The organism is Lentzea sp. NPDC051208 (assembly GCF_040682435.1).
GTDB classification, from domain to species: domain Bacteria; phylum Actinomycetota; class Actinomycetes; order Mycobacteriales; family Pseudonocardiaceae; genus Lentzea; species Lentzea kristufekii.
In genome coordinates this window covers 235,102-258,848 of the sequence record NZ_JBFBAW010000011.1, presented here as the reverse complement: position 1 = coordinate 258,848, position 23,747 = coordinate 235,102, and the positions used below count along the sequence as shown (strand labels likewise).

Sequence of the window (23,747 nt, the reverse complement as noted above, 5' to 3'; positions counted from 1 at the left end):
AAGTAGGCACTTCAAAGTGACTAGCTCTCCCTCAGATACAGGTCGCGGAGCAGCGCGATCTCGGCGAGGTGGTGGATCACCTCGCGGTTGATGTGCAGCACCAGCGTCGCCATGGGCTCCGCCGCGAACGGTCCTTCCGCCGGACCGACGGCCTTCGACAGATCGGCCGTGCGCGCGCCGGCCATCCACGCCTCGTACGCGTCGTCCAGCTGCTTCAGCGCCTCGTCGGCACTCTGAGCGAACTGCCAGGTCGTGTAGTCGGCCGGCGGGCCACCGAAGTGCGAGGCCGAGCGCATGTTGAGCACGCCCACGATGATGTGCGCCATCCGCCACGCGATCGTGGTGACCGGCGGCGGTTCGGGCGTCGGGTACTGCCAGTCGATCACGTTGTTCTCGCGGACGTTCCACGCGCCGGGCACCGGCTCCCAGAAGTACTCCTCGTCGGTCAGCCCTTCGAGCCGCGGCCGCGCCTGCACGGTCCAGTGGAACTCGAGCTGGTCCGTCAACTGCTTGTTCCAGTCCATGCCCCGACGGTAAAACCGTTTGCGGACAACCACCGCCCTGGAAACACTCCGGCCGTGGAGATTCGCACCTCGCGCCCCGAAGACGTGGACCAGGTCGAGAAGCTCGTCGTCTCGCGCATGGATCCCAGCGACGGCGTCGACGCCCGTCTGCTGATGACCGATCCGGACGCGGGATGCGACTGGGTCGGGGTGGCCGACGACGACGGCCGGATCGTCTCGACCGTCACCTTGATGGACGAGACGGTGACGCTCGCCGGCGTGGACATCCCGGCGGGTCAGATCGAACAGGTCGCCACCGACACCGAGTACGAGGGCAGAGGCCTGGTGCGGCAGCTCATGGGCTGGGCGCACGAGAGGTCGGCCGAGCGCGGTCACCTGCTCCAGTTCGTGATGGGCGTCCCGTACTTCTACCGCCAGTTCGGCTACACCTACTCGATTCCGATCAAGCAGACCCGCACGCTCGTCCACAAGCCCGAAGCCGTTGCGGGACACACGATCCGGCGCGCGACCGAGGCCGACATCCCGGTGCTGGACCAGCTCCAGGACCAAGCCCAGCAGGGCGTGGACCTGCGCGTGGGCCACAGCACGCCGTGCTGGCGCTGGTTGCTCGACCGCACCGGCTCGACCACCTGGATCGTCGAGCGCGACGGCACCCCGGTCGCGACGGGCCGCAGCACGCCGGAGGAAGAGGGCGACGTCGTGCTCGGCGAGGTCGCGGGCATCGACGACGACGCCGTGCAGGCGTTGGTGGCACTGGTGAATCCAGCCGAGGTCGGGGAACGGCATCCCGCGCTGGAGGACCACCTGGGAGCCAGGCGAGCGGACCTCGACCAGTACATGGTGCGCATCCCGGGCATCCCGGAACTGCTCGAACACCTCCGGCCGGTCTTCGCGCGGCGCCTGCGGGGCCACGAGCCCGACGAGGTGGTGCTCGGCTTCTACCGCACGCACGTCCGCTTCCGCTGGGACGGCGAGGAGATCGGCCCGTACGAGTGGGGCGGCACGCTGCTCGGTCCCGGTTCGCAGGGCGGCGCGGGCATCGCCCCGGACCTGCTGGCGCCGTTGCTGTTCGGCCCGCACGGCATGGACGGCCTGCGCCGCCGGTTCTCCGACGTCTACCCCGGCCCGAAGGAGGACCTGATGACCAGGCTCTTTCCGCCGGTCACGAGCGATCTGCTGACCTTCTACCTGCCGTAGGTCAGAATAAACCGAGCGCTCGGTCTATTATTGAGCGCATGACGACTGTGCAGGAGACCGCGGCGGTCCGGTACGGCATCTGGGTCGCGTGCCCGGCCGTCGGCGCCGCCGCGGCGTGGGGGCTCACGCTGGCAGCCGGGTGGATCACCACGCTGAGGTGGTTCCCCGCCCAAGGCGTGTTCGAGCTGGTCACGGACATACCGCAGCCGTGGCGGACGATCGGGGGGCTCGCCGTCGGCGCGGTCGCGGGCTTCGTGTTCGCGTTGTTCTGGGCGAGCGAGATGATGACGGTCGAGGTCTCGCACGCGCGGATCACGCTGCGCAAGGACGACAAGACGTTCGACTTCGGCCGTGACGAGGTCGAGTCGGCGTTCGCGGACGGCAAGCACCTCGTGCTGCTCTCCCCGAGCGGCATCGAACTGGCCCGCGAGAAGTCCGACCTGAGCGCGGCGAAGCTCGAACGTGCCTTCACCGAGCAGGGCTACCGGTGGCGCGCCGCGGACCCGTTCGCGGGCGAGTTCCGGATGTGGGTCGAGCACGCGCCCGAGCTGTCGGCGGAGGTGAACGCGCTGTTCACGGCCCGCCGGAAGGCCATCGCGAAGTACGAGCACGAGGAGGCCGCAGAATTGGCCCGGGAGATCCGCAAACGCGGCGTCTCCGTGCGGGACGAGAAGAAGAGGCAGTACTACAGGTGCGAACGGTAGACCCGGTCAAGCACGCGGAGAAGAAGCGGCACATCACCGACACCGCCGCGGGGTTGTTCGCCCAGAAGGGTTTCGAACGCACGACCGTCGCGGAGATCTGCAAGGCCGCGGACATCAGCACCGGCAGCCTCTTCCACTACTTCCCCACCAAACGGGCGATCTTCCGCGAGATCTTCGTGCAGGACGCCGAGGACAACGCGGCGATGTTCGCCAGAGCCCGCGAGCTGCGCCCGTGGGACGGCGTCCTGCTGATGGTCGATCATCTGTGCGCACCCGCGCTGGACCGGTCCGTGGCCGGGCTGGTGCTGGAGGTCGTGACGCAGGCCAGCCGCGACGCGGAGCTGTGGGAGCTGGCCGGCCGCAACGAGCAGGGCGTGCGCGACGAGCTGGCCGCCCTGCTGCGACAGGCGCACGACGCGGGCCAGATCGCCCTCCCGGTGAGCGCGCTGACGGCCGCGAGCTGGGTCCAGGGTCTGGTCGACGGCCTGTTCGGCAGGCTGATCGACCCCGACTTCGACGCGAACGAACAGGTGAGCACCCTCCGGTTGATCCTTTCCCGATTCGTGGGTGCTCAAGCACCATGAGGGCATGGCTTATGACGTCGCTGCGGTCCGCGCCCACTTCCCCGCGTTGCGCGAGGGGGCCGCGCACTTCGACGGTCCCGGCGGCGCGCAGGTGCCCGACGTCGTGGCCGACGCGGTCAGGAACACCCTGACCTCGGCCGTCTCCAACCGGGGCAGCGTCACGGCCGCCGAGCGCCGGGCCGAGGAGATCGTGCGGACCGCACGGCGCACGATGGCGGAGTTCCTCAACGCCGGCAGCATCGTGTTCGGGCGCAGCATGACCCAGCTGACCTACGACTTCGCCCGCACGCTGTCGAAGAACTGGCGGCCGGGCGACGAGATCATCGTGACGAGGATCGACCACGACGCGAACATCAGGCCGTGGGTGCAGGCCGCCGAGGCCGCGCGGGCCACGGTGCGCTGGGCGCCGTTCGACCGCACGACCGGTGAGCTGCCCGTCGAGGCGGTGACGAAGCTGCTGTCCGACCGCACCCGCGTCGTCGCGATCACGGCGGCGTCGAACCTGCTCGGCACGCGTCCCGACGTCGCGGAGATCGCGCGGGCGGCGCACGAGGCGGCGGCGTTCGTCTACGTGGACGGCGTGCACTACACACCGCACGTGCCGGTCGACGTCGAGGCGTTGGACGCCGACTTCTTCGTGTGCTCGCCGTACAAGTTCCTCGGCCCGCACCTCGGCGTGCTGGCGGCGGCACCGGAACTGCTGGAGACGTTGCGGCCGGACAAGCTGCTGCCGTCGACCAACGCCGTGCCGGAACGGTTCGAGCTGGGCACGCTGCCCTACGAGCTGCTCGCCGGGACGACCGCGGCCGTGGAGTTCATGCGGTCGCTGGAAGGCCTGGAGGAGTACGAGCTCGATCTCCGCCAGCGGCTGGAGACCGGGCTGCAGGAACTCGGCGTGCGCATCTACAGCAAGGCCTCGTCCCGCACGCCGACCGTGCTGTTCTCCGTCGACGGGCTGGACCCGGCCGAGGTCTACCGCCGGCTCGGGGCCGAGGGCGTGAACGCGCCCGCCGGCCACTTCTACGCGCTCGAGTGCTCGCGGTGGCTCGGCCTGGGCGACAAGGGCGCGGTGCGGGCCGGCATCGGGCCGTACACCGACGAGTCCGATGTGGATCGTCTGCTCCAGGCCGTGGCCCGGCTCAGATGAACAGGACCAGCGCGGCGTAGGCGGCGGCGGCGAGCACGCTGATGTTGAGCTTGCGCGTCACGCGTTCGCCGGGGTGCTCGGCGATCAGCGACCGGGCGCGCGCCCACATCAGCTTCTCGCCCGCCTTCTCGTCCGGCAGGTGCGGTGTCGTGAGAACGTCGCCGTGCGGGCCGAACGCGAGCATGAGCTGAGGGCCGGACCGCCGCACGCCGTGCAGTTGCGCCCACGGCACGCGGTAGGTGAAGACGCCGGTGTAGAGCACGACCGAGTTGTGGTCGAGACGCAGCATCGGCTGGAACCGCGTCACCGCCGACAGCACGCACTGCACGCCGATCAGCCCGAGCACGATCAGCTCCGGGTAGTACTTCAGCGCGATCAACGCGCCGGCGGCGCCGAGCAGCAGCGCCACGCCCTCGATCCGCCGCCGGTCGCCCGGCCAGATCGCGTGCGGCAGGTCGACCGGCGTGCCCGCGGTGACCGGCACACCCGGCAGGTGTGCACTGTGGACGGTGTGGCGGGGGCGGACGCGGTTCAGCGTGCTCGTCGCCACGACCTCACCCTCGACCAGCAACGCCACCTGGCCGCCGTGGTGCCACTCCCCCGCGACGAGGACCTCGGCCGGGTCGAGCCGCGGCGGCGGGTCCTCCTCGCCGCGCCACACCCGGCCGAACTGCTCGGTGTCGTGGTAGAGCGGCTCCTCCAGCCCGAGGTCCGCGAGCGTGGTGACCGTGGCGATGTCCTCCTCGCCGTACCGCAGCAGGATCCTGCGCGGCCCGAGCGGACGCGCCTGCACCCGGATCGCCTTCACCGGGCCCGACCACAACGCGCGGCGGCGGCGTTCCCGCGCGGCCAGCAGGATCGCGAAGAACACGGCGGCGCCCCCGATGGTCAGCCACCACGTGACGTCCTCGGGCTCGTTCTCCATCCGCACCCACGTGCCGTCCGCGAGCACCGGCACCTCGTCGCCGACCTGGTAGGACTCCGGCGCGAGCGGCTGGAACGCGGCGCGCTGCCGGTCCGGCAGCTCCACCCACACCTCGTAGGCGTCCTTGATCTCGACGACCTCGGCGTCGACGCGGCTGGCGTTCGCGATGTGCTGCTCGATCGCGTCGTTGGTGAGGCCGTACTGCACGAAGGTCAGGAACCCGAACACGACCAGCAGCACGGCGACCACGCGCAGAACTCCGCGTGGCGGCGGGAAGTCCGGCAGGGAGACGATCGTCGTGCCGGCCGCGTCGTGCTGATCCGCACGCGCCCTGACCGTCCACACCGCGACCAGCGCACACGCACCGGCGTGCAGCCCGAACGCCAGGTTCGCCACCGCACTGCCGTCGAGCACGATGTCCAGCGTGCCGAACAGGACGCCCATCGCGCAGCCCGTGAGCACGCGGTTGAACAACAACAGCAACGGCGTAGCCAGCAACGGCACCACCGAGAGGGAGAACAGCGGGTCTGGCAGACACGGCTGCGCGGCCGTGCACGGCGCCACGTTCGCGCTCACGGCGAAGTAAAAGGCGACGATCCACCCACCGACGAGCCCGACCTTGGTCACCCACCACGGAACCGCGGCTGCTTGCCAGCGCTGGACGTCCACGGGACCGATCATGGCACGTCCATTGCTCCGAACGGCGCGGTTCCCCCGCAACGAAGTGGGTATCCGCACCTCAACCAACACGGAGGTGAACACATGCTGGCCATCATCGCCGCAGTCTCGTTCGGCCTCGCCCTGATCCTGGACCTGGCGAAAGCAGCGCTCGGTGAAGTGATCACGGTCAACACCCTGGTCGTGCTCGGACTGTTGCTGCTCGCGTTGCACCTCGCCGGTGTCGGCACCGGCACTCGTTCCTTTGGATGGCGCCGTGCCCGCAGGTAAGACCGTCAAGAGCCCCGCCAGGTTGCCGAAGGGCGCCTGGTGGGGCGTTCTCAAGCGGACTGTCAAAGAGTTCAACGACGACAACCTCACGGACTGGGCGGCCGCGCTCACCTATTACGCGGTGCTGTCGTTGTTCCCCGGCATCATCGTCCTGACGTCCGTGCTCGCGCTGCTGGGCGACTCGACGACGCAGGAGCTGATGAAGTACGTCGACCAGGTCGCGCCCGGTCAGGCCGGCGACGTGGTCAAGTCGTCCATCGAGGAACTGCAGAAGAGCCAGAACGCCGCCAGTCTGCTGGGCATCGTCGCTCTGCTGACCGCGCTCTGGACCGCGTCGGGCTACCTCGGTGCGTTCATACGCGCCTGCAACGCCGTCTACGACGTCGAAGAGGGCCGGCCGATCTGGAAGACCGTGCCGCTGCGACTCGCGCTGACGCTGGGCTCGGTGGTGCTGGTGTCGCTCACGCTCGGCGCGCTCGTGCTCACCGGTGGCGTCGCGGACGCGGTCGGCAACGCGATCGGGCTCGGCGACACCGTGGTCACGGTCTGGGACATCGCGAAGTGGCCGGTCATCCTGCTGCTCGTGAGCCTGGCGTTCGCGATCCTGTACTGGGCGGCGCCGAACGTGCGGCAGCCCGGCTTCCGCTGGGTCAGCCCCGGCAGCCTGCTCGCGATCGTGCTGTGGGCGCTCGCGACCGTCGGTTTCGCGATCTACGTGGCGAACTTCGCGTCCTACAACAAGACCTACGGCTCGCTCGGTGGCGTGATCGTCTTCCTGGTGTGGCTGTGGATCTCGAACATCGCCGTGCTGCTCGGCGCCGAGTTCGACGCGGAGCTGGAGCGCGGCAGGAGGCTCGCGCAGGGCGAGAAGGACCCCTCACCCGAGCCGCGTGATCTCCCCGGGTAGCTCGGCCTCGACGGCGGTCCACACGCCGTCGGGCCCGGCCTCGATGCGCTCGCTGGTGTCACCGGGAACCAGCACCCACAGCTGGTCCTTCTTGGACAGCCACACGACGCCGATGCCGTCCGCCCGCGAGCTCGTCGCGTACTCGTAGGACTTGCGGAACACGTCGCCGCCGTTGCGGTCGGTCACCCGCACCTCGGACGAGCTCTCGGCGTGCGCGACGAACTTGCCGCTCGGCGACTGCTTGGGCGCGCCGGGTCTCGCGAACCGGTCCTCACCGTCGCCGCCGCAGGCGGTGAGGACCAGGAGCAGGGCGACGAGCGCCGCCAGGGCCCTCATGACGGTTCGCTGCGGGAATTGCCGTGCTTCATACCGCCAAAGGTAGCTAGCGTGATCTTCCGCGCGGGGTGTTCTGGCAGAGTTTTACGACTCTGTGCCCCGACCGGGATCTCGCGTCGAGGTGTCGCGAGGCATGGGCACGCGGAACAGGCAGCCGACGCACGGCATTCCGGAGGGCTGGGTGAGCAGTTCGGCCTCGCCCCGGTGGATGAGTTCGCCGCAGTACGCGGTCAACGCCACCTGTGTGTCGTCGTCGGGCACCGGTACGAGGTGACACGTGCGTTGTGTCTCTCCTACGACACCCGCACGCTTGCGGACCAGCAACACAGGCATGCTCATGTCTTCACCTCGACGTCGTCCACCACACACACGACGGCGTGCGTGGTGGCGTAGAACCTCAGCCGGTAAGGGCCCGAGTTCTTCTCTGCCGCTGCCGCGCAGAACAGTTCGGAGCCGACCTCGTCCGCGCGCGGCGCTCGCTCTGCCAGGTCGATCACCCCTGGATCGTGCGGGCTGCCCGGCGAAATGGGGAGGGTTCCATACGATTTGCGGGTGTCGTATGCGGAACCCGCATACGACGGCTACCGCAGCTGGGCCGTGAGTTCGGCGACCGCCGGCGTGGTGGCCCACGGTCCTAGTCTGGCCAGCTCGTGCACGATCAGCTGCGACCCCGTCGCACGGGCCAGGTCCAGCGCCACGAACCCGAGTTCGACGGCCCGCTCCACGTCACCACCGGCGGCGTGCGCGTAGGCGAGGGTGGCCGTGTGCACGCCCTGTTCCCACTGGCACGCGCTGCCCCACCGCGGCATGAGCTGCGTGTAGACGTCGATGGCGCGGCGGTGGTCGGCCAGGTCGACGAGGCTCGCGGCGCGTTGCAGCTGGACGTGCAGGTCGGTGAAGCAGTAGCCGATCGAGTACTCGTCGGACTGCGGCGGACGCACCTCCAGCACCAACGCCTGCGCGAGGTCGAACCGCGCCAGGCACGCGTCCTGGCCCGCCCGTGCGAGACCGCGCGCCTCCTGCCGCAACGCCATCGCGCGCACGACCGGGCTCACACCGGTCTCGCGCTGGGCGGCGCGCGCCAGGCCGATGACGCGGTCGTCGTCGCCGTCCGCCTCCGCGAGCTGGCTCAGCCGCACGTAGCAGTACGCGACGACGTCCCTGTCGTCCGCGGCCTGCCCCTGCTCCAGCGCCCGCGACGTCCACGCGGTCGCGTTGCGCATGTCGCCGGCCTCTTCGTGGAGCCAGCCGTAGAACTCCGCGTACATCGCGCCCGTGCCGAGCAACCGCCCGCGGACTTCACCACGCGCGTTGCGGCGCAACGCGTCGATGACGTCGTACATGCTGCGGACGGCGGGCATGAGAGCGCCGGTCGCACGCCAGTTGTGCGCGTCGTTGACGATCCGGCGCAGCACGAGCAGCTGGCTCACCGCGTCGTCGTCGTTGTCCGCGTTGAAGACAGCGGAGGCGCACAACGTCATGAGCGCCTTGCCCTCCATGCCGACGACCAGGTCACCCGACCGCATCGGCACCGTGCGGTCGGTCAGCCCGAGCAGGTGGGCGGGAACGCCGAGCAGCCGTTGCAACGTGCGCAGGACGCGCAGGTCGTAGGCGATGTTGCTGCCGGACTCGAGCCGCGAGATCGCCGACTGGGAGAACCCGGCCAGCGTGCCCAGCTCGTCCTGGCGCAGACCGTGGGCCTTGCGCGCGATCGCGATCACGGCTCCCGGCGACTCCGCGGCGACCGCGTCCCGCACGGCCTGCGACTCCCAGGTGGACGGCGGCAGCATCGGCAGCGGCCCGTCCGGGACGACGACACCGTTCACAGCGGGGTCGACCAACCTCAACGCCTCCCACAGCCGGGTCCGCCATCATGCCGCTCGCGGCGAAATCGCTCCACCTCGTCTCGGCGGGACGAAACCGACTATCCTGCGCGCGTGATCAAGGACTTCGGTGCCGGTGTCGGTCTGCTGCTGCGTGGGTTCAGCCTGGTGTTCAGCTCACCCAAGCGCGTGCTGGTCGGCGCGTTGCCCGCGGTCATCACGGCCGCGCTCATGATCACCGGCTGGGTGTTCCTGTTCACGAACATCGACTCGATCGCCGGCTGGCTGACGGGCTTCGCGGACTCCTGGAGCGACACCTGGAAGAGCGTCGTCGAGGTCGCCGTCGGAATTTCGGTGATCGCGGCCGGGCTGGGCTTGAGCGTACTGCTGTTCACCGCGATCACGATCATGATCGGCGGCCCGTTCTACGAGTACATCTCCGAAGAGGTCGAGGACGAGCTCGGCGGTGTGCCGGAGGCGGAGCAGATCGGCTGGTGGCGCGGGTTCGTGGTGGGGCTGCGCAGCACGCTCCTGCTCGTCGGCACGTCGATCCTGTTCGCGATCCCGCTGTTCCTCTGCGGGTTCATCCCCGTGATCGGGCAGACGGTCGTACCCGTGCTGGCCGTGTGCATCAACGGCTACCTGCTCGGCATCGAGCTCACCGGCATCCCGTTCACGCGCCGCGGCCGGACGTTCAAGCAGCGCAGGCAGATCCTCGCGACGCGGCGCGGGCTGGTGCTCGGGCTCGCCGTGCCGACCTACCTGCTGTGCCTGATCCCGCTCGCCGCGCTGGTCGTCATCCCGGCGGCGATGGCAGGCGGCACGGTGTTGTCGCACCGCCTGCTCAACGGCAACCGCGCTACCGCGTGAACGGCAGCCAGGCCTGCTGGGCCAGGCCGTTGCGCGCGTTGACCTGCACGCCCGCGTAGGAGATCGACCACAGCTGGTCGCCGATCACGATCGTGCGCCGCTGGCCGCCGACGTGGTCCTGACTGGACGGCTCGACGATCTTCCCGCCTTCACGCAACTGGTTGCCGTCGACGCGCAGCACCAGCGAGGAGACCTCGTAGTGCGTCTTGTACGACGCCACGGGGATCACCAGGGTGCCGTCCTGCGGCCAGAAGAGGAACGCGTGCGGGTCGAACTGGGCCTCGGAGTTGGTGTCCGGCAGGTGGTACTGCGCGACGCGTTGCGGTGAAGCAGGATTGGCCACGTCGAACAGCGACACCTGGGTGCCCGTCGTGCGGCCCTGGTCGGTGGCCTCCTGGCCGACGCCGATGAGCTTGCCGTCCCCCGCCGGGTGCAGGTAGGCGGAGAACCCGTTGATCTTCAGCTCGCCCATCACCCTGGGCTGCCGGGGATCGCTCAGGTCGAGGGTGTAGAGCGGATCGGTCTGCCGGAACGTGACGACGTAGCCCATCTTGCCGATGAACCGCACGCTGTAGATCCGCTCGCCCTTGCCCAGCCCGCCCGCCTGGCCGAGCTTCGTGAGCTGGTTGCCGTCGCGGCGAAGCGTGGTGACGAAGCTCTCCGACGGCGGTGGGGCGGGTTGCTGCCGCGGCCGGAGGTCCGTCGGCATCCGCCGGCAGCACCGGGTCTCGGTGCCCGTGGTGGTGGCCACGCGCAGCACGCCCTCGTGCTCGGACAGCGAGTACTGGTTGAGCAGCGTGCCGTTGACGTCACCGGACGCGACGTGCTTCGGCGGTCCGGGCGCGCTGATGTCGAACTGGTGGATCGCCGTCGTGATCGGGCGCTGAACCGGTGGCTTGGAGGGGAGTTCGGGCAGCAGCCGGTGGTCGTCGGCGATGTAGAGGCTGCGGTCGGTGCCGTAGACGGTGTCGCCGTCGGCCACGATCGAGACCGGTTGACCGGTGCCGAGCTTGCCGGAGAGCTCGAACGTCAGCACGGTCAGCATCGACGTCCCCGAGTGCGCGACGGGGTGGCTGACGTTCGCGCAGTCGACCAGGGTTCCGCTGGACTTGGCGCCGCTCTCGTCGAGCTCGTAGCGCGGCAGCCACGACGTGATGGGCTCGCTCTGCAGGATGTCCCTGTTGCGGCGCAACGACCCTGCTTCGTTCGTCGTCTGGTCCGGGTACACCCACGGCATGCGCGGCTGCGAGCGGACGACGACGCGGGCGGTGCCGCCGATCTGGCGGGCGTCGAGGTAGAAGCCGTCGGTCTTGAGGCTGCTGATCTCCTTGAGCCCCTTGAGGTCCACGAGGACCAGCTCGGTGCCGTGCTGGGGAACGAACGACGGGCGGCCCGGCGGCAGCGTCGGTTCCATCATCGGCACGGGGTTGTCGGTGACCACCAGCGCGCGGTCGCCGGAGACCAGCAACTGGCTCGCGCGGCGCTCACCGAGGTCGACGGTGCCGGTCACGGCCCTGCTCGCGACGTCGATCACGCGCAACTTGCCGTCGGCGATGGAGAAGACGCGTTTTCCGTCCGTCTTCACGATGTCCGGCTCGTCGACGCCCTGCTCGTGCACGTTCGTCGTCGAGTGGCCCTGCTGCTGCGCGGGCGGCGTGGCGGCCGTGGGCGCGTCCGGCGTGCTCTTCTGCACGGCCCCCGCGTTGTTGTCCGTCGCCATGCCCTCGGCGTACATGATGGGGCCGCCCCCGAGGCCGTACGCGCTGACGTACGGGGACATGGCACGGCGCAGTTCGGCCACCGCGTTGTCGCACGAGTCGAACGCGACGAGACGCACCGGCCCGTGGTCCACGATCGGTAGTGGCGCGAGAGTGTCGTCCCGCACCGCGGAGCTCACGCACACTCCGGCGACGGCCAGCACGGCGGCACCGGCCAACAGCTTCTTGCCGTTCATGTCATCAGGACGTAAGCGAGGCCGGGAAAGGTTGCCGACCTTCCCCGCCTTTCTCCACGGCCGGGCCTGGACCGGGTACGGCCGGTCCGCGTAGGCCATTCGGCCGTGCGCGCACGCGCGTGATTGGATCGACCGCGAACACCCCCGTTCCGGAAGGAAGTTGTAATGGCCCCCACGAAGCCTGAGGTCGACCCGCACGACGGCCCGGCGCCCGCCGACCTGCTGATCGAGGACATCACCGTCGGCGACGGTCCGGAGGCCACGGCCGGTCAGTTCGTCTCCGTGCACTACGTCGGTGTGTCGCACTCGTCCGGTGAGCAGTTCGACGCGTCCTGGGACCGCGGCGAGGCGTTCCAGTTCCCGCTCGGTGGCGGCCGTGTCATCGCCGGCTGGGACAAGGGCGTCCAGGGCATGAAGGTCGGTGGCCGCCGCAAGCTGGTCATCCCGCCGCACCTGGGCTACGGCGACCGCGGCGCCGGTGGCGTGATCAAGCCCGGCGAGACGCTGATCTTCGTCGTCGACCTGCTGGGCGTGAACTAGCTCGTTCCCAGCGGCGTTCCACTGGTCCGTTCGGTGGAACGCCGCTGGTCTTCGCGGCCGATTTGGCCCCGGGGCGGAACTGGACCGGATCGGGCTGCGTCATCCTTTGAGTCCGCCGCCGCCTCAGGAGGGAAACACCGGTGCCCGAGGACATCGCCGGATCCGAGCAGATGCTCGCGAACTGGAACCAGAAGATCCAGGAACGCGCCGCGCGCTATCAGGAGATGGCGACGCGCGTGCAGGGGATGTCGGTCTCCGAGCGGTCCTCGGACGGTTCCATCGAGATCCTGGTCGGGTCCAACGGGATCCTGCAGAACCTGGTGATCGGGGAGTCCGCCTCCGGCAAGCGCATGTCCGAGGTGAGCGGCGAGATCATGAAGCTGCTGCAGCGCGCGCAGTCCCGGATTCCCGAGCTGCTGCAGGAAGCCATGGCCGAGACCATCGGCACGCAGGACGAGACGGCCACCGTGTTGTTCAACGAGGCCAAGAAGAACTTCCCCGCGCCGCCCGCCGAGGAGCCGGCGCGCACGCCGTACGACCGCAACGAGATCAACTTCCGGGTCGAGGAGGACGCACCGCCGCCGTCGCGGCCGGCGCCTCCGCCACCTCCCCCGCGCCGCCGCCGGCCGTCGGATGACGACGACGACTTCGGCGGCGAGTCCGTGCTCTCCTGATCTTCCTGTCCGTTGCTCGAACTTGAGGGGGTTCGATGACCGCCGGTGGTTTCAACGTCACCTCGGACGTGCTGGAAGCGCACGCCAAGGCCCTGGAGGGTCTGCAGGGGCGCTTGCAGGGAGCAGTGGACGCGGCGAACACCGTGTCGATGCCGACTGACGCGTACGGGATCATCTGCCAGCCGTTCCGGATGCTGCTCGACCCCGTCGAGCAGTGGGGCCTGGACGCGCTGAAGGGCGCGGCGGAGGCCATGGACGCCACCGCCAAGAAGGTCACCGCGACCGCCAAGCACTACCAGGAGGTCGAGGACCAGATCACGCAGGCGCTGAAGGGCGGCGCCTGATGTCATCGCCGAACCCGTTGGTGGCGAAGGCTCCAGCCGAGCCGTCCGGGTTCTTCAACGCCGGCACCGGTGACAACGGCTGGGCGACCGGTTTCCACATCGCCGACTCGGCGGTGGACGCGTACAAGGGCATCTCCGAGGGCAACTGGATCGAGGGCGGCCTCGGCGTCGTCGGCCTGGTCGCCGACGCCGCCTCGATGGCGATCGACCCGTTCGGCACGCTGCTGTCGTCCGCGGCCTCGTTCCTCATGGAACACATGCAGCCTCTGAAGGAGGCACTGGACTGGCTGGCGGGCGACCCGCCGGTGATCCAGTCGTACTCGACGACGTGGGGCAACGTCTCACAGGAACTCGGCAAGATCGCGGGTGACTACAAGGCCGCCGTCGACGGCACCGGCGAGTGGACGGGTGCCGCGGCCGACGCCTACCGCAAGTCCGCGGCCGAGCAGCTGGACGCGTTGTCCGGCGCGGCTTCCGCCGCCGGTTCGGTCGGCACCGTCGTCGGCGTGATGGGCATGGTCGTCGGCTTCGTCCGCGAGATGGTGCGCGACCTGATCGCCGACCTGGTCGCGAAGCTGATCACGTGGGTGCTCGAGGCCGTGTTCACGCTGGGCTTCGGCACGCCGGTGATCGTGGCGCAGGCCGTCACCGCGATCTCCAAGTGGGCCACCCGCATCGGTGAGCTCATCCAGAAGCTCATCAAGACCATCAAGAAGGTCTCGCCGCTGCTGGGCAAGCTGGTGGAGATCTTCACGAAGATCATGAAGGTCGTCGGCAAGCTGGTCGGCAAGGTCACCGGCCTGGACGTGATCTCGACGAAGTCCATCAAGCCCGGTGGCCTGTTCCACCGCACCGACGCCCCGGACCTCCCGTCCGGCGGCCGCGGCACGCCCTCGTCCCCCGACGGCTCTCCTTCGTCCACTCCGGACAGTTCGCCTTCTTCGAACTCGCCGTCCTCTCCGGACGGTTCGCCGTCGTCGCCGTCCTCTCCGGACAGTTCGCCCTCCACGCCTTCTTCCCCCTCCTCGCCGTCGTCGCCTTCTCCCTCCTCGACGCCGGACGCGCCTTCGCGGGCTCCGGACAGCTCGTCGCCGTCGTCCGCGTCACCTCCTTCCGCACCTTCGCCGTCCCGCACGCCCGACAGCCCGTCGGCGCCGGACACCCCGTCCCCGTCGCGCACCCCGGACGGCTCCGCTCCCGACTCGCCCTCACCGTCGCGGACGCCCGACAACGCCGCCGCGCCGTCGGCCCCGCGCACGCCGGACGGTTCCCCGTCCGCGCCGTCGAGCCCCAGCGCACCGCCGCACGGTTCCCCGTCCACGCCATCGGGTCCCAGCGCACCGCCGCACGCCGCGTCCCCCTCCTCCACGCCGGACGCTCCGCCCCGCAACACGGGCCAGACCGTCCAGTCGTCCGTGGCACCGCCCGAGGCCCCGCCGCGGGCGGACGTCCCGCAGGCCCCGTCCGCACCACGCACCCCCGACAGCTCCCCCTCGGCCCCGTCCCAGGCGGGCCCGACGGGCGGCGGCGCCCCGAACGCGGGCGGCAACGCCCCGTCGTCCCCGGCGGCAGGCCGTCCCCCGGCCGGCGGCCAGGGCTGGACCGGCACCCCGGGCAGCCGCGGCGACCTGGGCTCGGGCGCCCCGGCCCCGCGCACCCCCGACGCGTCGACGTCGGCAGCCCGCGCGGACGCCCCGGCCCGCCCGCCGATGCCCTCGACCCCGTCGTCACCGTCGATGCCGTCGTCGCCTTCGATGCCCCACGCGCCGTCGTCACCGTCGATGCCTTCGAGCGGCGCCCCGTCAAGCGGCATGCCGCACGCACCATCCGCAGGCGCCCCGCACGCCCCGTCGACCGGCGCCCCGAACGCGGGCCGCCCCGACGCGACTCCGCCGAGCCGCGCCACCTCACCCTCGGCGGCGCCACCATCCACACCGGCCTACACCCCGTCCGCTGCGGCTCCGCACGCTCCCTCGGCAGGGACCCCGAACGCACCGCACTCCCCGTCGGCACCTCCAGCACGCCCGGAAGCCCCACAGGGCCGCCCGACCGGCCCGTCCAGTCCCCACGGCGGCCCCAACGCGCCGTCACGCCCCGACGCACCGCACGGCCCAAGCACGCCGTCGTCTCGTCCGGACGCACCGCAGGGCCGCCCGACCGGCCCGTCCGGCCCCCACGGCGGTCCCAATGCACCGCATAGCCCGAATGCACCGCACGGCGGCCCCAACGCGCCGTCGCGCCCCGACGCACCACACGGCCCGAACACGCCGTCCCGTCCGGACGCACCACACGGTGGCCCCTCGCGCCCCGACGCTCCCCACAGCGGCACCACAGCGCCGTCGTCGCGACCTGACGCGCCACACGCACCGTCGCGTCCCGACGCACCGAACGCGCCGCACAGCCCGAACGCCCCTCACAACGGCCCGAACACCCCGCACGGCCCCACCACCCCGTCACGCCCGGACGCGCCCCACAGCGGCCCCAACTCGCCGTCGCGCCCGGACGGCAGCGGCCCCGGCAACCGTCTGGACGGCAACCGCACGGACGGCAACCGTCCTGACGGCTCACGCCCAGACGGCTCGCGTCCGCACAGCCCGGACACCCCCCGCTCCCGCGGCGCCGACACGGCGGCACCCCCGCACCGCCCCGACGCCGACGCCCCGCACAAGCCGGACGCACCCGGCCACGGCCCGGACGCCGACAAGCCCCGCGACAACACCCCGGACAAGCCGCACGACAGCGACCCGAACAACCCCGACGGCCGCGACCCGGACGCCCCGCCCGCAGACCGCCCGAGCCCGGCGGAAGCGCACGCCCGGCACGCGGAAAGCACCCCGGCCGGTGTCTCCCACCACGGCGGCGACCGCGACATGGGCGACCTGCCGCACCGCGTGCCCAACGACCCGCGCTACTTCACCGCGGACGTCCACATCACCCCGGACGGCAGGGCCCGCATCGGCGGTCACGACTACACGCCCGCCGAGTACGCGGACATGCTGCGCCGCTCCGGCTACGACGGCAGCAGGCCCGTCCGCCTGATCGGCTGCGACGCCGGCAGCAACGACTTCGCGCAGCAACTCTCGCGGCACCTCGACGCCCCGGTCCTCGCCCCCACCAAGCCGGCCTGGACCGACAGCCACGGCCGCGTCTTCACCAGCGACCCCGAGATCCGGCCCGACGGCACCCGCCAGCCCAAGATCCCGCCCAACGGGGAATGGGAAACCCACCTCCCCGACGGCTCCAGGTCCAGGACCGGCGACGACGGCTTCGCTCCCGGTACACACGACAAGGACAAGGACGTCGACCCGTCCGACGCGCGCGACCGCATGGCGCAGCGCGACATCCCCGACACGCCGGTCCACATCGAGAACCGGAACCCTCCTGCCCTGATGGAGGAGAAGCTCAGGGACAAGGACTACCGCGACAAGTACTACGACGGCCCGGACAAGAACGGCGACTACAGCCGCAAGAACGCCAACCAGACCGACGCCAACGGCGAGGACGTGCCGAAGCTGGTGGAGAACCCGAAGGGCTCCGGCAACTTCGAGGCGTCCACCGACGCCTACACGCCCGCGAAGTTCCGCGACGACATGCCCGAGGTCGAGCACTCGGCCACTCCGGAGCAGAAGGCCGCGGCGAAGGACATCATCGAACGCCGCGAGGCGTCGCTCGAGCGCACCAGGACCGCCGAGGGCGAGTACCAGAAGGAGATCGCGGGCGGGCGCGACGCCGACCAGGCCACCATCGACGAACGTCGTGCGGCGCACCACGAACGCACGGAGGTCGGCGAAGAACTCGGCGAGCACGCCGCAGCCGACGCGATGCGCGACAGGTTCCCCGCGGAGGACTTCGACGTCACGCCGAGGCACGATCCCGACGTGAAGGGCTCCGGCCGCTTCGACCAGGTCTACGAGGTCACCGACAAGAAAACGGGCGAGACCCGGATGGTCGTGGTGGAGGCCAAGGGCCCCAACGCCGACCTCGGGACGCGCAAGGGTCTCGACGGGCAGAACTACGAACAGGGCCATCCCAAGTACGTCGAAAGCGTCATCCAGCACATGGCCCTGCACGGCACCGATACCGAAAAGGCTCTCGCCAAGGAGCTCAGGAGGGCCCTGGCCAGCGGCCAGCTCGACTTCACGGTGGTCAAAGCGAGGGTCAACGGCAGCGGTCCGGCAGCCGAGTACGGTGGCTACAACGAGAAGCACTTCGACATGTCGCTGTGAACGAGAGGACGGTCCGGACTCGTGGTCACCATCGCCCGGCATCAGATCGATGTCGCGAAGGCGGAAGCGCAGGCGGAGTACTACGCGGATCCCCTCGACGACCGGCTCGTGGGGATCGACCGCAACCCGCACGTCGTCTTCTCGTTCCTGCACCGCGACTCCAGGAGCGAAGCGGCCTGCCGCACCGCGGGGGATCCGCTCGCGGCCGCCGCCCCGACGTGGAACGCCGTGGCGCTGTCCATGCAGGCCGGCGGCGCGATCTTCGCGCTGACCGGTCAGACCGAGGGTGAGGTGACCTTCCGGATCGAGGACCGGGACATCACCATCCCCGCGACCGGCCCGAAGTCCTCGGCCAACGCCGGCGAGTGGAACAGCGCGATGGCGCTGGCCATGGTCTGCCGCGACCGGCCGCGCATCGATCTTCTCGCCGGGTTCCCCATCGGCGTGCTGCGCGACTCCGGCGGCCAGGCCGACGAGTTCCAGTACGAGTGGACCAAGACCCTCCAGCTCTACTGGCGCTCAGAAGAAGGCCTGATCGACACCCTGCTGGGCGCGATGCGGGGTGCGGACCCGGAGGCCGACACCATCGCGGGCGCGGAGATGGTCGCGAAGGTCTTCTACCCGCCCATGGAGCTCTTCTACCTGCTCACCCAGCGCGAGGACGTCAGGTTCAACGACTCGCTCGCCAAGGCCCTCGAACTCCACAACAGCTACTGGACCGCGACCTCGGAACGCGCGAACGATCCCGAGGGGTTCGTCGCCTGGCGGGTGCTCGCCATCGCCTGCCTCGCCAAGGACGCCGGTGTCGAGATCACCGTCGAGTCCGACTACCTCCCCAAGAACCTCCTCGACGGAACCTGGGTCGGCGAAAAGCAACTCTGACGCACTCGCCGTCATCGTCCATGGAGTCGTAGGTGCAAGTCGTCGCTCGTCACGACGTCGACCGGCAATGGGCGGACCAGCAGGCCGCCGGACTGGCGAAGAAGACGCCGGTGTTCATCGCCCTGGTCGCGAAGAACCCTCGCGCGCTGAACAGCGTGACCAACCGCACGCTGATGGAGACCCAGTACCGCACGGCCGCGGATCCGGCGGCGACGTTGCTGCCGGTCTGGGAGAGCGTCGTGCTCGCGATGCAGGCGAGTTCCGCCGTCTTCGTCACCGGGCTCGCGGGCGGCGCCGAGGCGCGGTTCCGGTTGCGGGACGAGAACTGGTGCATCCCCGGCACTGGCCCGACCATCGACACCGACGCCGGCAACTGGCTGAGGGCGTTGTGGCCGGCCATGATCTGCCGCGAGAAGCGGCGCGTCGACGTGCTGGCCTCGGTGCCCGAGGAACTGCTGCGCGGCTCCGGGGCCGGCTTCGACGACTACATCTACGACTGGGTCAAAGCACTGCGGATCTACTGGCGGGGCGAGGACGGTCTCGTCGACGCGCTGCTCGCCGCTATGCGGGGCACCGAACCCGGCGCGTTGCGGGTGGCGGCCCCGGAACTGGTGCTGGAGCTGCTGTACCCGCCGATCGAGCTGTTCTACCACTTCACCCAGCGGGACGAGGCGAAGTTCAACGACTCCCTGGTCCGCGCGCTCGAACTGCACCGGCGGTTCTGGACGAAGGACGAGGACCGGCGGAGCGACCCGAACGGCTTTGTCTCGTTCCCGCTGCTGGCCATCGCGGCACTGGCCGAGGACGCCGGTCTGACGATCGACGTCGAGTCGGAGTACCTGCCGACGACCTTGCTCCACGGCGACCGGGTCGGCGAGTTCCCCACATGACGAACCCCGGGCCCTCCCAGGCCGAGCGCTACGACGCGGCCGGCCGGATCCTCGGCTGGGTCGGCGGAAAGCTGCTCGAGGACATCGGTCCGGACTGGGCGCGCGTCGACCTCAAGGTGTCGATGGCGGCCGGCGTGGACGACTACCAGTACGCGACGTTGAACCAGGACGGGTCGGTGCGGGAGCGCGCGCTTCCCGCCGACCAGTTGCGCCGGCCGTTCTCCGATCTCCGGGAAGTGCTGTGGGAGCCGGAGGAAGGCACCTGGTTCTCCGTCCGCTTCACCATCGACCCTCCCGGCAACACCCAGACCGAGTACAACTTCGAGGTCGATCCGGTGTGGGACCCGCCGATACCACCGGACGTGTGGGCGAAGGACCTGGAGATCTTCCCGCGCGCGGAGGCCTGGCGGCCGCGCTGGCTGCGCCGGGAGCTCGAACCGGGCCTCGAACTGGCACCGGTGGAGCCGGGCGGCCAGCCCCAGCACGTCATGTACGCGCGGCACGTCGGACAACAGGTCAAGCAGACGGCGCCGGCCGGGTGGACCTACGCCCAGGTGCACTTCCGCGAGATCGGCGACCACGTGGAGACCACCGCGCTCGTGCGCGACCTCACCGGCCGGATGTTCCAGTGGGCACCGCCGCGGGCCGTGGCCGAACGGTTCCGGGAGGTCCGCCAGTCGATGGCGGGACCGCGGACCACCTGGTGCACCGCACGGCTCGACGTCGAGCACACCGGCCGCGAGAACCTCCAGTTCAACCGCACGGAAGAACCGCACTGGACCACTCCGCCACCTCCCGAGGCCTACCAGGAGGAACTGCGCCGGGCGGGTTCGGCCGACGTCCTGCCGGACTGGCTGCGCGCCAGGCTGGACCCGCACTCCGGGGCCGGGACCGACTGAGACATCGACTGGAACCACGGGGCCCGACACCCACTCAGAGTGGTGTGAACGGCGTGGGGTGTGTGACCCGCCCGCGCGCATCGCGGTGGCCCGATAAGATCAGCGGGCTTTCACGGGGAGAGGGGCGAGGACCACATGAGCCAGCCGGCTACACCGCTGAGCGAGCAGGACCAGCAGCAGTTGGTGCGGCAGATCGGCCGTGCCATGCTGCCGGCCGTACCGCAGGGCTGGCAGCGCATCCGGGCCGAGTACCGCGCGGCGGGCAGGCACATCGAGGTCGACCTGGCGTTCGCCGGGCCCGATGGCCAGCTGCGACCGGTGCGGCCACCGATGGACGTCGTGCAGATGTTCGGGCACCTGCGCGGGGGCATGTACCACCCCGAGCGCGGCACGTGGCTGAGCGCGACGTACGAGATCGAGGCGCCCGCGGCGTTCACGGTGGACTTCAACGCCGAGGACGAGCCGCGCTGGCGCAACGCGCCGCCGCCGATCGGTTTCCGCGACGAACTGCAGACGTTCCCGCGGCCGGACCGGCAGATCCCGGACTGGTGGCGCCAGCGCGTCGGCCTGCCGCCGCTGCCGGCGCCCGAGCCGGAACCCCAGCAGCCGCCGCAGCCGCCGCAGGAGTACCAGGTCCCGGCGGCCCAGCCGCAGGCCGGTCCTGGTGAGCTGCGCACGGCACGCGTGTACGACGGCAAGAACGACGACGGTCGCATCGTGGTGAACCGTCCGCCGGTCGACCCGCAACTGCTCGACGGCCTGCTGAACTACCTCGAGTCGGCGCCGGTCGTGCTGGCCGCGCGCAGCTACGACCTCGACGAGTTCTCGCAGAACGGCGAGCAGGACGTGCCGCTCAACTTCCGCACCGACGGCACGTGGATCTGGGCCGGCGCCGTGCCGCACTACCTGCGCAAGTACGGGCTGCCGCCGGAGCCGGAGCTGGTGGCGCACGCGGTGGCGCGCGGATTCCAGGTCGCCGAGGTGAACGAGCAGACGCAGGACCGGGCGGTCTCGATCATCACGGGTCAGAGCTAGTGGCGCGATTCGGAACGTTGGCGAGGTGATCCGCGCTCAGCAGGGCGCCTCGCGGCGTCTGACCGCGAATTCCCCCGGCAACCTTCCGAGCCACACCACTAGTCGAGGGTTCGCAGGTACGCCTCTCCCCGCGGGGAGAGGCGATACCCCACTTCGAGGGACTCGGTGAGCCCCTCGGCCTTGAGCTTGCGGACGTCCGCCTTGAACCGCAGCTTCGCGCGGTCGGCCGAGGCGGCCAGGTCCGCGGCCCGCACACCGGGGTTGGCCGCGATCAGCCGCAGCAACGCGACAGCGTCCGCCTTCAGCTCCAGTCCGTCCACATCGGACGACGAACGCAGCTCGATGCGCGGGTCCTCACCCAGGAAACGCAGGCGGATCCGGTAAAGCGAGCCCTTACGTCCCTCCACTGAGGACTTCAGCGCGGTCACGGTCGGGAACCCGGCCGCCACCGCCTCCGCCCGCGACACCCGCGACACGACGTCCACCGCGTCGATCGCCAGGACGCCCCGCGACGTCCGCAGCGTCCCGCCGGCGCGCACGGTCGGTCTTGTCCACCGCCGGAACTGCAGCGTGATCTCGCCGGACCGGATCCGCTCCCAGTCAGCCACTCGGATCAGCACCGGACGAGGGTCTCAGGTTGCCGGCCCCGGCGACAGCCGAGACGATCTCAGACCATGCAACGCTGGTGGCTCTTCACGGTGCGCGGAGTGTTCGCTGTCCTGTTCGGGCTGGCCGCCCTCGTCTGGCCCGGCCTCACCCTGCTGGCGCTGATCATCCTGTGGGGCGCCTACGCGCTCTTCGACGGCGCGATGATGCTGTACCTGACGCTGACCCACAAGGAGTGGCCCGCACGCTGGGCGCTCGGCCTCATCGGCGTGCTCGGCCTGGTCACGGGCTTGATCGCGTTGTTCTGGCCGGGCATCACCGCGACGGCGCTGCTGCTGCTCATCGCGGTGTGGGCGCTCGTCGCCGGCGTGCTGCAGATCGTCGACGCCATCCGCCTGCGCAAGGTGATGACGAACGAGTGGTTCTACGTCGTCACCGGCGCGCTGACGGTGCTGCTCGGCATCATCCTGCTGGTGAACCCGGCCGCGGGCGCGCTGGCGTTCGTGATCACCATCGGCGTGTTCGCGATCCTGTGGGGTGTGGTGCTGGTGCTGTTCAGCCTGCGGTTGAAGCAGCTCGACGGCGGTCTCGCACCACGCGTACCGCAAGCGTGACCAGCACGGCGACCCCGACGAACACGTAGAGGTTGCCGATCACCTGCTGCCACCACGGCCAGTCCCGCTCGACGTCGTTGTCGCGCGGGAACAGCCAGTGCGGCCCGACGGCGAACACCGCCACGATCGCCCACGACGCCCAGTGACGGCACAGCGCGGGCCGCGAGAGCAGCACGAGCGCGGGCGCGATCCACACCCAGTGGTGGCCCCACGACACCGGCGAGATCAGCAGGCCGCCGATCGCCACGACGAAGAACGCCTCGATCTCCCCGAGCTGCGAGGCCAGCCACCACACCGTCGCCACGACCAGCAGCGCCAGCACGAGCCACACGCCGACCTGGGCGCCGTTCTCCAGGCCGAAGCGCGCGAGCGTGCCGCGAATGGCCTGGTTCGACGCGTAGGTGAGGCGACCGACGCGGCCTGGGTCGAGCAGCGCGTGCGTCCAGTACTCCTTCGCGTCGCCGAACGAGACGAGGAATCCGACCAGCACGAAGAGGAAGAACGACCCGATGGACACGAACACGGGCTTCCACTGCCGGCGCGCCACGAAGAACAAGGCGAAGAACGCCGGCGTCAGCTTGATCGCGGCGGCCAGCCCGATCAGCGCGCCCCGAGGCCACCAGCGGGTGCGTTCGAGCAGGCAGTCGGCCATCACGAGCAGGCCCAGCAGCAGGTTGATCTGCCCGAACCACAGCGTCTCGCGCAGCGGGTCGAAGATCGACGACATCGCGGCCGCGCCCAGCCCCCACTTCACCGCGTCTGGACCCCAGCCGACCACTCGTCCCGCGGCGATCAGGCACAGTGCCGTGAGCATCGCGAGGTTCGTCACCGCCACCGCGAAGATCGCGACGCCGAGCGGCACGAGCGCCAGCAGGCTGAACAGCACGGCGGCGATCGGCGGGTACGTGAACGGCAGGTCCGGCCCGCCGAGCGGTGTGGCGAAGCCCTCGACGTAGAGGGGGATGTCCTTGAGGAACGCCGCGCCGCCGTTGCGGTAGACGCGCAGGTCGAGCGACCACCCCGGCGGGCGGAGCATGACGTAGGTGACTGTGGCGACCATGACGGCGGACCACGCCACCACGACCCGCTTGGCGGTGCGGTCGAGCTGCATCGGGGAA

25 protein-coding genes are annotated in these 23,747 nt (G+C 70.3%); 16 read left to right on the top strand and 9 right to left on the bottom strand.

The window, feature by feature from the left end; translation table 11 throughout:
- Positions 1 to 20: 20 nt before the first annotated feature.
- On the bottom strand, positions 21 to 524 hold the full coding sequence (locus AB0M48_RS27015) for a DinB family protein (protein ID WP_363847011.1): 504 nt from the start codon (positions 522 to 524) through the stop codon (positions 21 to 23).
- 54 nt (positions 525 to 578) lie between these two features.
- Here AB0M48_RS27015 and AB0M48_RS27010 point away from each other — a divergent pair, with 54 nt between their 5' ends.
- Genes AB0M48_RS27010 through AB0M48_RS26995 form a run of 4 tightly spaced genes read left to right on the top strand, consistent with a single transcriptional unit; the run spans position 579 to position 4,156 of the window.
- Positions 579 to 1,721, top strand: a complete 1,143-nt coding sequence (locus tag AB0M48_RS27010; protein ID WP_363847009.1) for a GNAT family N-acetyltransferase — start codon at positions 579 to 581, stop codon at positions 1,719 to 1,721.
- Positions 1,722 to 1,759: 38 nt separating this feature from the next.
- A complete protein-coding gene (locus tag AB0M48_RS27005; RefSeq protein ID WP_363847007.1) occupies positions 1,760 to 2,425 on the top strand; it encodes a hypothetical protein in 666 nt (221 codons plus the stop codon).
- Positions 2,413 to 3,009 carry a TetR/AcrR family transcriptional regulator gene (locus tag AB0M48_RS27000; RefSeq protein WP_363847005.1) on the top strand — a complete coding sequence of 199 codons (597 nt, stop codon included), beginning with the start codon at positions 2,413 to 2,415 and terminating at the stop codon, positions 3,007 to 3,009. The genes AB0M48_RS27005 and AB0M48_RS27000 overlap by 13 nt, the downstream gene beginning before the upstream one ends.
- A gap of 4 nt (positions 3,010 to 3,013) precedes the next feature.
- Positions 3,014 to 4,156: a cysteine desulfurase-like protein gene (locus tag AB0M48_RS26995; RefSeq protein WP_363847003.1), complete on the top strand. Its 1,143-nt coding sequence runs from the start codon at positions 3,014 to 3,016 to the stop codon at positions 4,154 to 4,156.
- Here AB0M48_RS26995 and AB0M48_RS26990 read toward each other — a convergent pair.
- Positions 4,149 to 5,762, bottom strand: a complete 1,614-nt coding sequence (locus AB0M48_RS26990; protein WP_363847001.1) for a hypothetical protein — start codon at positions 5,760 to 5,762, stop codon at positions 4,149 to 4,151. The genes AB0M48_RS26995 and AB0M48_RS26990 overlap by 8 nt on opposite strands.
- Positions 5,763 to 5,843: 81 nt before the next feature.
- Between AB0M48_RS26990 and AB0M48_RS26985 the strand changes: the two genes are divergently transcribed.
- Both AB0M48_RS26985 and AB0M48_RS26980 read left to right on the top strand, forming a co-directional pair.
- Positions 5,844 to 6,029 (top strand): hypothetical protein, encoded by a 186-nt coding sequence (locus AB0M48_RS26985; protein WP_030476799.1) that lies wholly within the window; start codon positions 5,844 to 5,846, stop codon positions 6,027 to 6,029.
- On the top strand, positions 6,016 to 6,936 hold the full coding sequence (locus AB0M48_RS26980) for a YihY/virulence factor BrkB family protein (protein WP_363846999.1): 921 nt from the start codon (positions 6,016 to 6,018) through the stop codon (positions 6,934 to 6,936). The genes AB0M48_RS26985 and AB0M48_RS26980 overlap by 14 nt, the downstream gene beginning before the upstream one ends.
- Here the strand turns inward: AB0M48_RS26980 and AB0M48_RS26975 are convergent.
- The 4 genes from AB0M48_RS26975 to AB0M48_RS26960 all read right to left on the bottom strand — a co-directional run bounded on the left by AB0M48_RS26975 (position 6,907) and on the right by AB0M48_RS26960 (position 9,113).
- Entirely contained in the window at positions 6,907 to 7,272 is a 366-nt protein-coding gene (locus AB0M48_RS26975) for a hypothetical protein (protein ID WP_363846997.1), read from the bottom strand. The genes AB0M48_RS26980 and AB0M48_RS26975 overlap by 30 nt on opposite strands.
- Positions 7,273 to 7,356: 84 nt before the next feature.
- Positions 7,357 to 7,611, bottom strand: a complete 255-nt coding sequence (locus AB0M48_RS26970; protein WP_363846995.1) for a hypothetical protein — start codon at positions 7,609 to 7,611, stop codon at positions 7,357 to 7,359.
- Positions 7,608 to 7,769 (bottom strand): hypothetical protein, encoded by a 162-nt coding sequence (locus tag AB0M48_RS26965; protein ID WP_363846993.1) that lies wholly within the window; start codon positions 7,767 to 7,769, stop codon positions 7,608 to 7,610. The genes AB0M48_RS26970 and AB0M48_RS26965 overlap by 4 nt, the downstream gene beginning before the upstream one ends.
- An 84-nt stretch (positions 7,770 to 7,853) precedes the next feature.
- Entirely contained in the window at positions 7,854 to 9,113 is a 1,260-nt protein-coding gene (locus tag AB0M48_RS26960; protein WP_363846991.1) for a helix-turn-helix transcriptional regulator, read from the bottom strand.
- A 96-nt stretch (positions 9,114 to 9,209) separates the two neighbouring features.
- Between AB0M48_RS26960 and AB0M48_RS26955 the strand changes: the two genes are divergently transcribed.
- The gene (locus AB0M48_RS26955) at positions 9,210 to 9,965 is read left to right on the top strand and encodes an EI24 domain-containing protein (RefSeq protein WP_363846989.1); all 756 of its coding nucleotides are present in this window, start codon (positions 9,210 to 9,212) and stop codon (positions 9,963 to 9,965) included.
- Here AB0M48_RS26955 and AB0M48_RS26950 read toward each other — a convergent pair.
- Positions 9,955 to 11,919: a beta-propeller domain-containing protein gene (locus AB0M48_RS26950; RefSeq protein ID WP_363846987.1), complete on the bottom strand. Its 1,965-nt coding sequence runs from the start codon at positions 11,917 to 11,919 to the stop codon at positions 9,955 to 9,957. The two genes, AB0M48_RS26955 and AB0M48_RS26950, sit on opposite strands and share 11 nt — an antisense overlap.
- A 165-nt stretch (positions 11,920 to 12,084) precedes the next feature.
- Here AB0M48_RS26950 and AB0M48_RS26945 point away from each other — a divergent pair, with 165 nt between their 5' ends.
- The 8 genes from AB0M48_RS26945 to AB0M48_RS26910 all read left to right on the top strand — a co-directional run bounded on the left by AB0M48_RS26945 (position 12,085) and on the right by AB0M48_RS26910 (position 21,409).
- Complete coding sequence (locus AB0M48_RS26945; protein ID WP_363846985.1) at positions 12,085 to 12,459, top strand: FKBP-type peptidyl-prolyl cis-trans isomerase; 375 nt, start codon at positions 12,085 to 12,087, stop codon at positions 12,457 to 12,459.
- A gap of 140 nt (positions 12,460 to 12,599) precedes the next feature.
- Positions 12,600 to 13,133: a YbaB/EbfC family nucleoid-associated protein gene (locus AB0M48_RS26940; protein WP_363846983.1), complete on the top strand. Its 534-nt coding sequence runs from the start codon at positions 12,600 to 12,602 to the stop codon at positions 13,131 to 13,133.
- Between the two features lie 35 nt (positions 13,134 to 13,168).
- Positions 13,169 to 13,477 carry a type VII secretion target gene (locus AB0M48_RS26935; RefSeq protein ID WP_363846981.1) on the top strand — a complete coding sequence of 103 codons (309 nt, stop codon included), beginning with the start codon at positions 13,169 to 13,171 and terminating at the stop codon, positions 13,475 to 13,477.
- Positions 13,477 to 17,703, top strand: coding sequence for a hypothetical protein (locus AB0M48_RS26930; RefSeq protein WP_363846979.1), 4,227 nt, complete (start codon positions 13,477 to 13,479; stop codon positions 17,701 to 17,703). Before AB0M48_RS26935 ends, AB0M48_RS26930 begins: the two co-directional genes overlap by 1 nt.
- Before the next feature lie 21 nt (positions 17,704 to 17,724).
- The gene (locus AB0M48_RS26925) at positions 17,725 to 18,585 is read left to right on the top strand and encodes an immunity 49 family protein (RefSeq protein WP_363846977.1); all 861 of its coding nucleotides are present in this window, start codon (positions 17,725 to 17,727) and stop codon (positions 18,583 to 18,585) included.
- A gap of 32 nt (positions 18,586 to 18,617) precedes the next feature.
- Positions 18,618 to 19,475: an immunity 49 family protein gene (locus tag AB0M48_RS26920; RefSeq protein ID WP_363846975.1), complete on the top strand. Its 858-nt coding sequence runs from the start codon at positions 18,618 to 18,620 to the stop codon at positions 19,473 to 19,475.
- Positions 19,472 to 20,374, top strand: coding sequence for a hypothetical protein (locus tag AB0M48_RS26915; RefSeq protein WP_363846973.1), 903 nt, complete (start codon positions 19,472 to 19,474; stop codon positions 20,372 to 20,374). Before AB0M48_RS26920 ends, AB0M48_RS26915 begins: the two co-directional genes overlap by 4 nt.
- Positions 20,375 to 20,509: 135 nt before the next feature.
- On the top strand, positions 20,510 to 21,409 hold the full coding sequence (locus AB0M48_RS26910; protein WP_363846971.1) for a hypothetical protein: 900 nt from the start codon (positions 20,510 to 20,512) through the stop codon (positions 21,407 to 21,409).
- A 98-nt stretch (positions 21,410 to 21,507) separates the two neighbouring features.
- Here AB0M48_RS26910 and AB0M48_RS26905 read toward each other — a convergent pair whose 3' ends face one another.
- Entirely contained in the window at positions 21,508 to 22,029 is a 522-nt protein-coding gene (locus AB0M48_RS26905) for a hypothetical protein (protein ID WP_363846969.1), read from the bottom strand.
- Between the two features lie 54 nt (positions 22,030 to 22,083).
- Here AB0M48_RS26905 and AB0M48_RS26900 point away from each other — a divergent pair, with 54 nt between their 5' ends.
- Positions 22,084 to 22,629, top strand: coding sequence for an HdeD family acid-resistance protein (locus AB0M48_RS26900; RefSeq protein WP_363846967.1), 546 nt, complete (start codon positions 22,084 to 22,086; stop codon positions 22,627 to 22,629).
- Here the strand turns inward: AB0M48_RS26900 and AB0M48_RS26895 are convergent.
- Entirely contained in the window at positions 22,571 to 23,740 is a 1,170-nt protein-coding gene (locus tag AB0M48_RS26895) for a glycosyltransferase 87 family protein (RefSeq protein WP_363846964.1), read from the bottom strand. The genes AB0M48_RS26900 and AB0M48_RS26895 overlap by 59 nt on opposite strands.
- Positions 23,741 to 23,747: the final 7 nt, after the last annotated feature.

What these genes read in the sequence shown, in the direction of transcription:
- AB0M48_RS27015 (WP_363847011.1), bottom strand. Translation starts at nt 524, where the DNA reads ATGGACTGGAACAAGCAGTTGACGGACCAGCTCGAGTTCCACTGGACC.
- AB0M48_RS27005 (WP_363847007.1), top strand. Translation starts at nt 1,760, where the DNA reads ATGACGACTGTGCAGGAGACCGCGGCGGTCCGGTACGGCATCTGGGTC.
- AB0M48_RS26995 (WP_363847003.1), top strand. Translation starts at nt 3,014, where the DNA reads ATGGCTTATGACGTCGCTGCGGTCCGCGCCCACTTCCCCGCGTTGCGC.
- AB0M48_RS26990 (WP_363847001.1), bottom strand. Translation starts at nt 5,762, where the DNA reads ATGATCGGTCCCGTGGACGTCCAGCGCTGGCAAGCAGCCGCGGTTCCG.
- AB0M48_RS26985 (WP_030476799.1), top strand. Translation starts at nt 5,844, where the DNA reads ATGCTGGCCATCATCGCCGCAGTCTCGTTCGGCCTCGCCCTGATCCTG.
- AB0M48_RS26975 (WP_363846997.1), bottom strand. Translation starts at nt 7,272, where the DNA reads ATGAGGGCCCTGGCGGCGCTCGTCGCCCTGCTCCTGGTCCTCACCGCC.
- AB0M48_RS26970 (WP_363846995.1), bottom strand. Translation starts at nt 7,611, where the DNA reads ATGAGCATGCCTGTGTTGCTGGTCCGCAAGCGTGCGGGTGTCGTAGGA.
- AB0M48_RS26950 (WP_363846987.1), bottom strand. Translation starts at nt 11,919, where the DNA reads ATGAACGGCAAGAAGCTGTTGGCCGGTGCCGCCGTGCTGGCCGTCGCC.
- AB0M48_RS26945 (WP_363846985.1), top strand. Translation starts at nt 12,085, where the DNA reads ATGGCCCCCACGAAGCCTGAGGTCGACCCGCACGACGGCCCGGCGCCC.
- AB0M48_RS26935 (WP_363846981.1), top strand. Translation starts at nt 13,169, where the DNA reads ATGACCGCCGGTGGTTTCAACGTCACCTCGGACGTGCTGGAAGCGCAC.
- AB0M48_RS26930 (WP_363846979.1), top strand. Translation starts at nt 13,477, where the DNA reads ATGTCATCGCCGAACCCGTTGGTGGCGAAGGCTCCAGCCGAGCCGTCC.
- AB0M48_RS26915 (WP_363846973.1), top strand. Translation starts at nt 19,472, where the DNA reads ATGACGAACCCCGGGCCCTCCCAGGCCGAGCGCTACGACGCGGCCGGC.
- AB0M48_RS26910 (WP_363846971.1), top strand. Translation starts at nt 20,510, where the DNA reads ATGAGCCAGCCGGCTACACCGCTGAGCGAGCAGGACCAGCAGCAGTTG.
- AB0M48_RS26900 (WP_363846967.1), top strand. Translation starts at nt 22,084, where the DNA reads ATGCAACGCTGGTGGCTCTTCACGGTGCGCGGAGTGTTCGCTGTCCTG.
- AB0M48_RS26895 (WP_363846964.1), bottom strand. Translation starts at nt 23,740, where the DNA reads ATGCAGCTCGACCGCACCGCCAAGCGGGTCGTGGTGGCGTGGTCCGCC.